Annotated in this window: 9 protein-coding genes and 1 tRNA gene; 8 read left to right on the top strand and 2 right to left on the bottom strand. The window is 72.3% G+C overall.

The window, feature by feature from the left end; all coding sequences use genetic code 11:
- Positions 1-32 precede the first annotated feature (32 nt).
- A complete protein-coding gene (locus NR112_RS04270; protein ID WP_256792722.1) occupies positions 33-482 on the top strand; it encodes a molybdenum cofactor biosynthesis protein MoaE in 450 nt (149 codons plus the stop codon).
- A gap of 14 nt (positions 483-496) precedes the next feature.
- Positions 497-1615, top strand: coding sequence for a PDZ domain-containing protein (locus tag NR112_RS04265; RefSeq protein WP_256792721.1), 1119 nt, complete (start codon positions 497-499; stop codon positions 1613-1615).
- 29 nt (positions 1616-1644) lie between these two features.
- Here the strand turns inward: NR112_RS04265 and NR112_RS04260 are convergent, their stop codons facing one another.
- Positions 1645-2175 (bottom strand): PPA1309 family protein, encoded by a 531-nt coding sequence (locus NR112_RS04260; protein WP_256792720.1) that lies wholly within the window; start codon positions 2173-2175, stop codon positions 1645-1647.
- A 239-nt stretch (positions 2176-2414) separates the two neighbouring features.
- Between NR112_RS04260 and NR112_RS04255 the strand changes: the two genes are divergently transcribed.
- The 3 genes from NR112_RS04255 to NR112_RS04245 all read left to right on the top strand — a co-directional run bounded on the left by NR112_RS04255 (position 2415) and on the right by NR112_RS04245 (position 6309).
- Positions 2415-5438, top strand: coding sequence for a UPF0182 family protein (locus NR112_RS04255; protein ID WP_256792719.1), 3024 nt, complete (start codon positions 2415-2417; stop codon positions 5436-5438).
- Positions 5439-5582: 144 nt separating this feature from the next.
- A tRNA-Met gene (locus NR112_RS04250) sits at positions 5583-5656 on the top strand.
- A gap of 146 nt (positions 5657-5802) precedes the next feature.
- Positions 5803-6309, top strand: a complete 507-nt coding sequence (locus NR112_RS04245; RefSeq protein ID WP_256792718.1) for a hypothetical protein — start codon at positions 5803-5805, stop codon at positions 6307-6309.
- Positions 6310-6386: 77 nt separating this feature from the next.
- On the opposite strand, the gene NR112_RS04240 is transcribed toward NR112_RS04245, so the two are convergent.
- Complete coding sequence (locus NR112_RS04240) at positions 6387-6947, bottom strand: DUF1990 family protein (protein ID WP_256792717.1); 561 nt, start codon at positions 6945-6947, stop codon at positions 6387-6389.
- A 104-nt stretch (positions 6948-7051) separates the two neighbouring features.
- Between NR112_RS04240 and NR112_RS04235 the strand changes: the two genes are divergently transcribed.
- The 3 genes from NR112_RS04235 to NR112_RS04225 all read left to right on the top strand — a co-directional run bounded on the left by NR112_RS04235 (position 7052) and on the right by NR112_RS04225 (position 12179).
- The gene (locus NR112_RS04235) at positions 7052-8527 is read left to right on the top strand and encodes a 3' terminal RNA ribose 2'-O-methyltransferase Hen1 (protein WP_256792716.1); all 1476 of its coding nucleotides are present in this window, start codon (positions 7052-7054) and stop codon (positions 8525-8527) included.
- Entirely contained in the window at positions 8524-11100 is a 2577-nt protein-coding gene (locus tag NR112_RS04230) for a polynucleotide kinase-phosphatase (protein WP_256792715.1), read from the top strand. The genes NR112_RS04235 and NR112_RS04230 overlap by 4 nt, the downstream gene beginning before the upstream one ends.
- Positions 11101-11279: 179 nt before the next feature.
- On the top strand, positions 11280-12179 hold the full coding sequence (locus NR112_RS04225) for an NADP-dependent oxidoreductase (protein WP_256792714.1): 900 nt from the start codon (positions 11280-11282) through the stop codon (positions 12177-12179).
- Positions 12180-12188 lie beyond the last annotated feature (9 nt).

Below are 12188 nucleotides of genomic sequence, written 5' to 3'. Positions count from 1 at the left end.
GGGGGCCCGCGGGGCGGCATACGATTGCGGGCGTGACGGTCACCCTTGCCGAGATCCGTGAGACACCTCTGTCGGTCGACGAGGTGCTCACGAGCGTCTCCTCGCCCAGGGCCGGCGGCGTCTGCCTCTTCGTCGGCACGGTGCGTGACCACGACGGGCCCGTGGGCGAAGCCACCGAGGAGACCGCCGACAAGACGGTGGCCGCCCTCGACTACTCCGCGCATCCGCAGGCGGCCGAGGCGGCCCGTGCGCTCGCCGACCGGCTCGCGGCCGACGGACGCTCCGTGCGCCTGGCCGTCGTCCACCGGGTCGGTCACCTCGAGGTCGGTGACGTCGCGGTGATCGTCGGCGTCAGCGCCGAGCACCGCGGCGAGGCGTTCGACGTCTGCCGCGAGCTCATCGACGAGTTCAAGGCGACGATCCCGATCTGGAAGCACCAGCGCTTCGCCGACGGCGCCGACGAGTGGGTCGGGCTGCCGTGAGGACGATCAAGCGCGTGCCGGAGCAGCCCACCGGTACCGACCTGCCGACTCGCGCCGAGGTGCTCGAGAGCGAGGACACGGGCAGGCTCACCCGCGGCAACAAGGCGGTGCTGGCGGCGTTCTTCCTCTTCCTCGTCCTCATGGTCGTCGGTTCGGTCGTTCACCTGCCGTATGCCGTCATGAGCCCCGGGCCGACGCAGAACACCCTCGGCACGTCCGGCGCCCAGAACAAGCCGATCATCGCGATCTCAGGGTTGCCGACCTATCCGACCGACGGCGCGCTGCGCTTCACCACGGTGCGCGTCGAGGGCGGACCGGGCTACCCCGTCGACGCCTGGGACATCCTGCAGGCGTGGATCGACCCCGCCCGCGACGTCTTTCCCGTCGACGACCTCTTCGACCCACAGGTCACGCAGGAGCAGGTGGCCGAGGAGAACGCCGTCCAGATGGAGGGCTCGCAGGAGGAGGCCACCGCCGTCGCCCTGCGCGCGATCGGCAAACAGGTGCCGACCCACGTCGCCATCGCCGGCATCACCGACTCGTCGAAGGCCAAGGGTCTGCTCAAGGTCGGCGACCGTCTCGACAGCATCGACGGCGAGCCCGTGACGACGACGCAGGCCCTGCGCGACGCCCTCCAGAAGAAGAAGCCCGGAGAGAGCGTGTCGCTCACCGTCACGCGCGCCGGCAAGGAGCTGACGGTCGACGTCCCGACCGTCGCGGGCCAGGGCGGCCGCACGGCCCTCGGGGTCCTGCTCGGGCTCGACCACGACTTCCCGGCCACGGTGACCATCGACGCGGGCGCCATCGGCGGTCCGTCCGCGGGACTCATGTTCTCCCTCGGCATCTACGACAAGCTGACGCCCGGCCCGCTGGCCGGGGGTCGCCAGATCGCCGGCACCGGCACGATCGACGACGATGGCAAGGTCGGCCCCATCGGTGGCATCCGCCAGAAGCTCGCCGGTGCCCGGTCCGACGGTGCCGCCTACTTCCTCGCCCCGGCGGACAACTGCACCGAGGTGGTCGGGCACGTGCCCGACGGCCTCGACGTCTTCAAGGTCAGCACGTTCGACGAGGCCCGCACCGCGGTCGAGGCCATCGCCAAGGGCCAGACGGGCTCGCTGCCCCGCTGCTGACGACGCAGGAGTGGGCCGCCCACGGGCGCTCAGTCCTCGAAGGTCGCCTTGAGGGCCTCGACGAGTCCCGGGGCGATGTCCTTGCCGGTCGCGACGGCGTCGTCCGAGTCGTGGTCGCGCTGGCGCAGCAGGCAGATCGAGGTGCCGTCACGCAGGACCGCCACGACGAGCCGCACGTCCTTGCGGTCCGGGTGGGCTGCGAGGTGGTCGACGGCCTCGTCGCCCCGGGATGGCAGCTCCCGTTCGGCCTCGGGCGGCACGACCATGCGCTCGATGGCGAAGGCGCAGCCGTCGACCTCGTCGGGCCAGGCGAGTCGTCCGAGCAGCGTCTCGAGCGAGCTCGTCGTGGGCAGACCCTCCTGCTCGATGGCGGTCAGGGCGCCGTCGGCGAGGTCGGAGGGTCCCATCTGGTCGCGCAGCTGCGGCTCGCGCTCGAGCAGGTCGGCCGTGCGCACGAGCGCGAAGAGCCGGGCGGGCTGGTCCCAGCCGGAGGCTGCGACGTGCCGCTCGGTGTCGAGGGCGGCGATGGCGAGTGGGTCGATGACGGGCTGCGCGTTCACGCCCCCATGCTGCCGTATGCCGTGGGGTGACCGGCGCGGACCCGGCGCGGACCGGGCGGCGCCCCTGGGACGGGCCTGACGCGTACGCCATCGACGCCCGGGGTCTCGTGCCGGTCACGTTGCGGTATCGCGCCGCGGGTGCCGCACGAGCGCGGGTTATGGTTGCCGCAGGCGGCCTCAGGAGGCTGCCCACGGGTCCGCCCGACCACCTGCCCGCCCCAGCACCCAAGGCACTCCACGTGAGCGACAGCAACTTCGGCCCCCCGCCGGGCAACTTCAACGACGACGACTCGGGCCCGCCCCGACGCCCCGACGCGGCCACGCTGCCGCCCACCCGACGCCCGCTCGTCACGTCCCTCGTCGTGGCGGCCGCGCTGCTGGTGGTCATCGCCATCGCGGCGCAGTTCTGGACCGAGGTGCTGTGGTACCAGTCGGTCGGCTTCGCGGGGGTCTTCAGCACCCAGATCGTCACCAAGCTCGTGCTCGGTCTCGTCGGGGGCCTGCTCACGGCAGCGATGGTGTGGTCGAGCATCCACTTCGCGTTCCGCAACCGCCCCATCTACGCCCCGTCGCCCGACACGCAGGCCATGGAGCACTACCGCCAGCTCGTCGAGCCGATGCGCCGGACCGCGACGATCGCGGCACCGCTCGCGGTCGGCCTCTTCGCCGGTCTGTCGGCAGCCACGCAGTGGGACACCTTCCTGCTGTGGCGCAACGGCAGCCCGTTCGGCGCCACCGACCCCGAGTTCGGCCTCGACATCGGCTTCTTCGTCTTCGACCTGCCGTGGATCAACTTCGTCGTCGCGTTCCTGACGATGATCCTCGTCATCGGCTTCATCACGGCCGCCTTCACGCACTACCTCTACGGCGGCATCGTCGCCGGCAACAAGATGCGCTCGACGCAGGCGGCCCGCGTGCACCTGTCGGTCATCGCGGCGGCCCTCGTGCTCGTGCGCGCGGTGGCCTTCTGGGTCGACCGCTACAACCTCGCGACCGCGCAGTCGACGAAGATCACCGGCATCCAGTACACCGAGTCGCACGCCATCATCCCGACCAAGGGCATCCTCGCTCTCGCCGCCGTCATGTGCGCGATCATGTTCCTCACGACGATCTGGACGCGCTCGTGGCGCCTTCCGCTCGTCGGCGTCGCGGTGCTCGCCGTCATCGTCGTCGCGGTCGGCGGCATCTACCCGGCCCTCGTGCAGTCACTCAAGGTGCGCCCGTCGGAGAAGTCCCTAGAGGTCCCCTACATCCAGCGCAACATCAACGCCACCCGAGCGGCCTACGGCTTCAGTGACATCAAGGTGGACTCCTACGACACGAAGACGGTCGCGGCCCCCGGTCAGCTGCGCGGCGACGCGGCGACGGTGCCGGGCATCCGCCTCATCGACCCCAACGTCGTCGGCCCGACGTTCAAGCAGCTCGAGGCGAGCAAGGGGTACTACCAGTTCGCCGACGTGCTCGACGTCGACCGCTACCAGATCGAGGGCAAGTCGCAGGACACCGTCATCGCGGCCCGCGAGCTCGACCTCAGCGGCGTGCCCGACGGCCAGCGCAACTGGCTCAACGACCACACGGTCTACACCCACGGCTACGGCGTCGTCGCGGCCAAGGGCAACACCCGTGAGCCGGACGGTCGACCGACCTTCATCGAGTCGCAGATCGGCACGGAAGGCGCCCTCGGGAAGTACGAGCCGCGCATCTACTTCGGGGAGAACTCGCCGGAGTACTCCGTCGTCGGTGGCAACAAGCAGGAGTTCGACTACCCGGACCCGCAGGGCACCGGGCAGATCAACTACACCTACGCCGGCGTGGGTGGCGTCCAGCTCGACGCCGTGAGGCGGCTCGCGTATGCCGTGAAGTACCGCGAGATCAACTTCCTCCTCTCCGACGCGGTGACCAACGACTCGCGCGTCCTCGACCACCGCACGCCGCGTGAGCGCGTCCAGCGGGTGGCCCCGTGGCTGACGCTCGACGGCAACGCCTACCCCGCGGTCGTCGACGGTCGGGTCCAGTGGATCCTCGACGGCTACACGACGTCGGCGAACTACCCGTACTCCCAGACGACGACGCTCGACACGGCGACCGAGGACGCCGTGACGAGCACCCGCAACTCGGTGCGTGCCGTGCAGGCCGGCCAGGTCAACTACGTCCGCAACTCCGTCAAGGCGACGGTGGACGCCTACGACGGCACGGTGACGCTCTACCAGTGGGACGAGCAGGACCCCGTGCTCAAGGCGTGGATGTCGATCTTCCCGGGCACCGTCAAGCCGCTCAGCGACATCAGCGGCTCGCTCATGGCGCACCTGCGCTACCCCGAGGACCTCTTCAAGGTGCAGCGCACGCTGCTGGAGAAGTACCACGACCAGGACGCAGCGTCGTTCTACGGCGGCCAGAACTTCTGGCGCGTGCCCGACGACCCGACGCAGCCGGCCGACAACCTGCTCCAGCCTCCGTACTACCTCTCGCTCGCGATGCCGGACCAGTCGAGCCCCGCCTTCTCGCTGACCTCGACGTTCATGCCGACCGGTGACCGCAACGTCCTCTCGGGCTTCCTCGCCGTCGACGGGGACGCAGGGACCCAGACCGGCAAGAAGTCGGCGAACTACGGGAAGCTGCGCCTTCTCGAGACGACGGGTGGCTCGGTCAACGGTCCGGGTCAGGTCTACAACGACATGCGGACCTCGACGGTCACCTCCAACGACGCGTCCCTGGGTCGCCAGCTGACCCTGGCGCAGTTCATCTCGACGACCTCGTCGACGGGCGCCAGCGTCATCTTCGGCAACCAGCTGACACTTCCGGTCGGTGGCGGCCTGCTCTACGTCCAGCCGATCTACGTCCAGGCCCGGTCGAGCGGCTCGGGCACCTACCCGCGCCTCTCGGCCGTGGCGGTCGCCTTCGGTGACAAGATCGCCTGGGCCGGGTCTCTCGATGCGGCTCTCAACGACCTCTTCGGTGGCTCGTCGGGCGCGCAGGCGGGCGACACCGGCACGACTCCGACCCCCACCCCGACTCCGACGCCCACGCCGGGCAGCACGGCGACGCCCACGCCGACGCCCTCGTCGACGGCGACGCCCGGGAGCCCGGACACGGCGGCGCTGTCGAAGGCGCTCAAGGACGCCCAGGCGGCCTACGTCGAGGGTGAGGCGGCTCTCAAGCGCGGTGACTTCGCCGCCTACGGCCAGGCGCAGGCCAAGCTCAAGGAGGCGCTGACGCGCGCGGTCGAGGCCTCACCGCGGTCGGCGCCGACGGCGACACCCTGACCGGCCGATCCCGATCACGACCTGTGGCAGCACGCGAATCGCGTGCTGCCACAGGTCGTTCCGGGGTCGACCGCGTCGGATCGGTGCACGACGTGGCCTCGATTTGGTCCTGCGCGAGGTTTCGCGTAACGTTGCTCTTGCCGACGCGGGGTGGAGCAGCTCGGTAGCTCGCCGGGCTCATAACCCGGAGGTCGCAGGTTCAAATCCTGCCCCCGCTACTGATCGCGTCAGCGACACGAAGGGCCCCAGGGAGATCTGGGGCCCTTCGTCGTTCCCGGGCGAGCCACTGGCGCAACGACCTGCCGTCGCGGCAGGCTGGGCCCGTGGCGCCGCGTCGGGTGGCGCACGCTGAGGGGAGCCGGCCGTGGTGGAGGAGACAGCCCGGGAGCGGGCCACGCGGCTCATCGCCCGGGACAACCCGGCCGGGCTGCTCTACGGGGCCATCATCACCGGCGCCGTCATGAGCGCGACCGCGAACCACGCGCCGTCGACGGGGCGCGTCGTCCTCGCGGCGGTCTTCGTCCTCGTCGTCTACTGGCTCGCCGACGTCTACGTGCGGGCCTTCTCCGACCAGTTCACGCACGTCGGGTCGCCGTTGCCACGGCGGATGGTGGCCGCCGTACGCCACGAGTCGCGCGTGCTCATGGGCGGTGTACCCGCGATCGTGGTCGTCCTCGTCGCCGACCTGCTCGGGGCCGATACCGCGCTCGCGGTCAACCTCGCCCTGTGGCTCACCGTCATCGAGCTCGGGGCGGTCGGCTACCTCGGGGCTCGCGCCGCGGGCTCGAGCCCGCGCAGGGCCGTCCGGGAGTCGCTCGCAGCGGCCCTGCTCGGCGTCGTCATGGTCGTCTCCAAGACGTTCTTGCACTGAGCGTCGCCCCGGGCCGTCGCCCTCGGCCGCCCTCGGCCGCCGCCGGGCCAGCACGTCGCCCGAGGCAGCCTCGAGGTTCAGGACGTCCGAACGAGGGACGCCAGGGACCGCAGGTAGCGGTCGGCGACGAGGCGCTGGGCCCGGCGCCCGACCGGGCCGCTGAGACGCGTCAGGGCCCCGCTCGGGCGTGAGAAGGCGCGCACCGTGAAGGTGACGTCGCCGTCTTCCCCGAGCGACACGACGAATGACTCCTCGCCCGTCTCCGGGTGTCCCGGGAGCGTGCCGTAGGCGAAGCCGCGACGCCGCGGTCCCTCGACGACGTCGACGACGCGTACGGGTGCCCGGAGGGACAGCGGCCCCGGGCCGAGGCGCAGGTCGGCGACGACGGCGGGCAGCACGACCGGGCTCGACGCGACCACGCGCACGCCGGCGCGGCGCTGGACCGCCCACCCGAGCAGCGCCTCCGTCGCACGGTCGAGGGCGTCCGTGCCCTGGCCGACGACGGCGCGCCGTCGCAGGTGCCCGTAGCCGGCCGGGAGGGGCCCCTTGCGTAGGCTCGCGCCCACCTCGGGGTAGGTCAGCGGCGCCAGCGCCAGCTCGGCGAGGCGGTCGCCGGCGAGAAGGAGGGGCCCGTTCATGCGCCCAGCATGCCCGATCACCGCGGTCCCGCGACGAGGACGGCTCATCCGGCGGAGGCCCGCGGGTCGCCCGCCTCCCCCTTCGTGGCGTGCACAATGAGCGCGTGCTGCTGACCATCACGACGACGGCGACCGGGACCACGGTCGCGAGCGACCTCGGCTACCTCCTGCACAAGCACCCAGACCGGGTGCAGTCCTTCGAGCTGCCGGTCGGCACGGCCCACGTCTTCTACCCCGAGTCGGACGAGCAACGGTGCACGGCAGCGTTGCTGCTCGAGGTCGACCCCATCGGCATCGTCCGGGGCAAGCGCTTCGGCGGCGACGGCTTCGCCCTCGCGCAGTACGTCAACGACCGGCCGTATGCCGCGTCGTCGATGCTCGCGGTGGCGCTCGGCAAGGTGTGGGGCACGGCGCTCAAGGGCCGCTGCCCGGCTCGGCCCGACCTCGAGGGCGCCGCGCTCCCGCTCACGGTCACCGTGCCGGCGCTGCCCTGCTCGGGGGGCATCGACCTCGTCGAGCGACTCTTTGCACCGCTCGGCTGGCACGTCCGGGCCGACGCCGTCGCACTCGACCCCGAGGTGCCACGGTGGGGTGACTCGCGCTACGCCGAGGTGACGCTGACGGGCACCATGCCGCTCGCCGACGCCCTGAGCCACCTCTACGTGCTCCTGCCGGTGCTCGACGGCGCGAAGCACTACTGGGTCAGCACCGACGAGGTCGACAAGCTCGTCCGCAACGCCGGTGCGTGGCTCGGCAGCCACCCGGAGCGCGACCTCGTCACCCGTCGCTACCTCAAGCACCAGGGCGTGTTCGTCGCCGAGGCCACCGAGCGCCTCGACGCGCTCGACGACGTCGCCCCCGAGTCCTCGCAGCCCGAGTCGCTGTCGGCCGAGCCGACCGCAGGCGGTGACGATGTCGAGCCGGCGACCCCGCTCGTCCGGCTCCGGTCCGCCGCCGTCCTCGCCGCCCTGCGCGACACGGCCGCGCACCGCGTCGTCGACCTCGGCTGCGGCGAGGGCGCTCTGCTGCGCGAGCTGCTGGCCGATCCCGCGTTCACGGAGGTCGTCGGTGTCGACGTCGCTGCGGGTGCCCTCGAGCGTGCCGAGCGGCGTCTCGGGCTGGAGCGCATGCCAGACAGCGTCCGCGCGCGCCTGACCCTGCGCCAGTCGTCGGCCACCTACCGCGACCGCGCGCTCGAGGGCTTCGACGCCGTCGTCCTCATGGAGGTGGTCGAGCACCTCGACCTCGACCGGCTGCCGACCCTCGAGCGCAGCGTCTTCGGCCACGCGCGCCCGGCGTCGGTCGTCGTGACCACGCCGAACGCCGAGTTCAACGTGCGCTACGAGCGCCTCGCGGCCGGCGCGATGCGCCACCCGGACCACCGGTTCGAGTGGACCCGCGACGAGTTCGGGCGGTGGGCCTCGGCGGTCGCCGAGGCCCACGGGTATGCCGTCGAGCTGCGTCCCGTGGGCGACGTCGACCCGGAGCTGGGGGCACCCACCCAGCTCGCGCTCTTCCGACGCGTGGACCTCCGACAGGACGGTTCCGCCCACTCGACGACGGAAGGTGGTGCGGCATGACGACGATCGCGATCCCGGAGCTCGCCCTCGTCGCCCTCGTCGGTGCGTCCGGATCGGGCAAGTCGACGTTCGCGGCCCGGCACTTCGGTCGCTTCGAGGTCATCTCGAGCGACTTCTGCCGCGGGCTCGTGTCCGACGACGAGAACGACCAGGCGGCCTCGAAGGACGCCTTCGACGTGCTCGCCTACATCGCAGGCAAGCGACTCGCCGCCGGACGACTCACGGTCGTCGACGCGACCAACGTCTCGAAGGACGCGCGGCGCCAGCTCGTCGAGCTCGCCAGGGCGCACGACGTGCTGCCGGTCGCCGTCGTCCTCGACGTGCCGGTGTCGGTCGCCGTCGAGCGCAACCGCGAGCGGCCCGACCGCGACTTCGGCGCCCACGTCGTCAAGCGGCACCACGACCAGCTTCGGCGGTCACTGAAAGGCCTGGGGAGAGAGGGCTTCCGCAAGGTTCACATCCTCAACGGCGTGGACGAGATCGCCTCGGTCGACGTGGTCCGTGAGCGACTGCTCAACGACCGTCGCGACGAGCACGGCCCGTTCGACGTCATCGGCGACGTGCACGGCTGTCGGCTCGAGATGGAGCGGCTGCTGGACCGGCTCGGCTACGCGCTGGTCCGCGACGACGAGGGGCGAGCCGTCGACGCCGAGCACCCCGAGGGCCGTCGCGCCGTGTTCGTCGGTGACCTCGTCGACCGGGGTCCCGACACCCCGGGGGTGCTGCGCCTCGCCATGGGCATGACGGCGTCGGGGCACGCCTTCGCGGTCCCCGGCAACCACGAGCACAAGCTCGTCCGGGCTCTCGACGGAGCCCGGGTCCAGGTGAGCCACGGGCTCGAGACGACGCTCGCCCAGCTCGGGCAGGAGCCTGCCGAGTTCCGCGCGGCCGTGCGCGACTGGTGCTACGGCCTCGTGTCGCACCTCGTGCTCGACGACGGGCGGCTCGTCGTCGCCCACGCCGGGCTGAAGGAGGCCTACCACGGGCGGGCCTCGGGGCGGGTCCGGTCCTTCGCCCTCTACGGCGACACGACGGGGGAGACCGACGAGTTCGGGCTGCCCGTCCGCTACCCGTGGGCGCGCGACTACCGCGGCCGGGCCATGGTCCTCTACGGCCACACGCCGACGCCCGACCCCGAGTGGGTCAACAACACGATGTGCCTCGACACCGGGTGCGTCTTCGGAGGTCACCTCACGGCGCTGCGTTACCCGGAGAAGGAGGTCGTGCAGATCGCCGCGGAGCAGGTCTGGTACGCGCCGTCCAAGCCGTTCCCGGTCGCCGGCGGGAGCACCGTGGCCGCAGGCGACATCCGCGCCGGGCAGGCGCGTGGCGACGACGACCTCGACCTCACGGACGTCCTCGGCCGCCGCGTCGTCGAGACGGCCCACCACGGGCGGATCTCGATCCGCGGCGAGAACGCCGCCGGCGCACTCGAGGTGATGAGCCGCTTCGCCGTGCACCCGCGCTGGCTCGGCTACCTGCCGCCGACCATGGCGCCGGTCGCGACATCGCGACGCACCGACCTGCTCGAGCACCCTGACGAGGCCTTCGGCGCCTACGCCGAAGCCGGTGTCGGAGAGGTCGTGTGCGAGGAGAAGCACATGGGCTCGCGTGCCGTCGTGCTCGTGTGTCGCGACGCCGCCACGGCCGCGCGACGCTTCGGGGCCCCGGCCGGCGAGACCGGGGTCGTGCACACCCGCACGGGTCGGTCCTTCCTCGACGGCCACCTCACCGAGTCCCTGCTCACGCGGGTGCGGACGGCCGTGGGGGAGGCCGGCCTCTGGGACGAGCTCGGGACCGACTGGCTGCTGCTCGACGCAGAGCTGCTGCCCTGGTCGCTCAAGGCCGACGCGCTGCTGCGGGAGCAGTACGCCTCCGTCGGCGCGGCTGCCCGCGCCGCGTTGCCCGCCGCCGTCGACGTGCTCGAGCGCGCCGCCGGACGCGGTCTCGACGTCGCCGACCTGCTCGGTCGCACCATGGCACGGCGGGCCAACGCCGAGGCGTTCACGGCCGCATACCGCCGGTACTGCTGGGACGTCGACGGTCTCGACGGTGTGCAGCTCGCGCCCTTCCAGCTGCTCGCGGGCGAGGGCAGCACCTGGCACGACCGCGGGCACCGATGGCACCTCGACCGCATCGACCGCCTCGTCGAGGCCGACCCGCAGACGTTCCGCACGACGCGCCGGCTCGTCGTCGACACCGGCGACCCGGCGTCGGTCGCGGCCGGCGTGCGGTGGTGGGAAGACCTCACCGCCTCGGGTGGCGAGGGCATGGTGGTCAAGCCGGCGGCCGGCCTCCTGCGCACCCGCTCGGGTCTCGTGCAGCTGGGCCTCAAGGTGCGCGGGCGGGAGTACCTGCGGATCATCTACGGACCCGACTACACGCTGCCCCAGCACCTCGAGCGGCTCCGCGAGCGCAACCTCGGGCACAAGCGGTCCCTCGCCCTGCGCGAGTACGCGCTCGGGCTCGAGTCCCTGGAGCGGCTGGCCCGGGGCGAGCCGCTGTGGCGCGTCCACGAGCCCGTCTTCGCGGTGCTCGCCCTCGAGTCGGAGCCGGTCGACCCCCGTCTCTGACGCACTCCAACATCGCCGTCCACGGACTCGACGGCCACGCCGCGATGGCGCCGTGGTGGGGCTGGGTGGTCGCTCGGAGGCCGCGGTGCCCAGGGACCGGACGCGACGGCATACGCGAGCGGTCCGCGTCGTTGTGCGGATGACGTCGCCCGCCGGGCGGCCGGGCAGCAGGAGGCACCATGAAGGCCATCGTCATCGACCGCTTCGGCGGACCCGAGGAGCTGCACGAGGCGCAGCGGCCCGACCCGCAACCGGCCCGCGGCCAGGTCAGGGTCCGGGTCGAGGCGGTCGGGGTCAACCCGGCCGACGGCAAGGCCCGGAGCGGCCGCATGGCCTCGCCGGACACGGCGTTCCCGCTCGTGCCCGGCCTCGAGGCCGCCGGTGTCGTCGACGCGCTGGGGGAGGGGGTCACCGACGTCGCGGTGGGTGACCGGGTCGTCGGCTTCGCGGAGGGCGGTGCGTACGCCGAGCTCGCCGTGCTGAGCACGTATGCCGTCGTGCCCGACGCGCTCGACGCCACCGTCGCCGTGTCGCTGCCCGTCGCCGGCGAGACGTCCAGACGCGTGCTGCGCCTGCTCGGCGTGCAGCCCGGCGAGACGTTGCTCGTGCACGGGGCCAGTGGGGTGGTCGGCGAGGTCGCGACCCAGCTCGCCGTCGCGGCCGGTGCCACCGTCATCGGCACGGCCTCGGCGGCCAACCAGGAGCGTGTCGCCGCGCTCGGCGCCACACCGACGACCTACGGCGATGGTTGGCTCGACCGCGTGCGGGAACTGGCGCCGGACGGGGTGGACGCCGTGCTCGACGCGAGTGGTGCCGGCGTCCTCGACGACTCCGTCGAGCTGCTCGGTGGCCCGGACCGGCTCGTGACGATCGCCGACCCGGCCGCCTTCACGACCGGCATCACCTTCAGCGGCACGTCGCAGCGGTCGGCGGAGGACCTCGCCGAGCTCGTGGCACTCAGGGCGTCGGGCGCGCTCACGACGACGATCTCGCGCGTGCTGCCGCTCACGGAGGCGGCGCAGGCGCAGGCGCTGAGCGACAGCGGCCACGCCGGCGGCAAGCTCGTGCTCGTCCCCTGACCTCGGGTG

It is taken from the genome of Terrabacter sp. Ter38 (assembly GCF_024519435.1).
Taxonomy (GTDB): domain Bacteria; phylum Actinomycetota; class Actinomycetes; order Actinomycetales; family Dermatophilaceae; genus Terrabacter.
The sequence above is the reverse complement of the archived record's forward strand: the minus strand, read 5'-3'. Positions and strand labels throughout refer to the sequence as shown.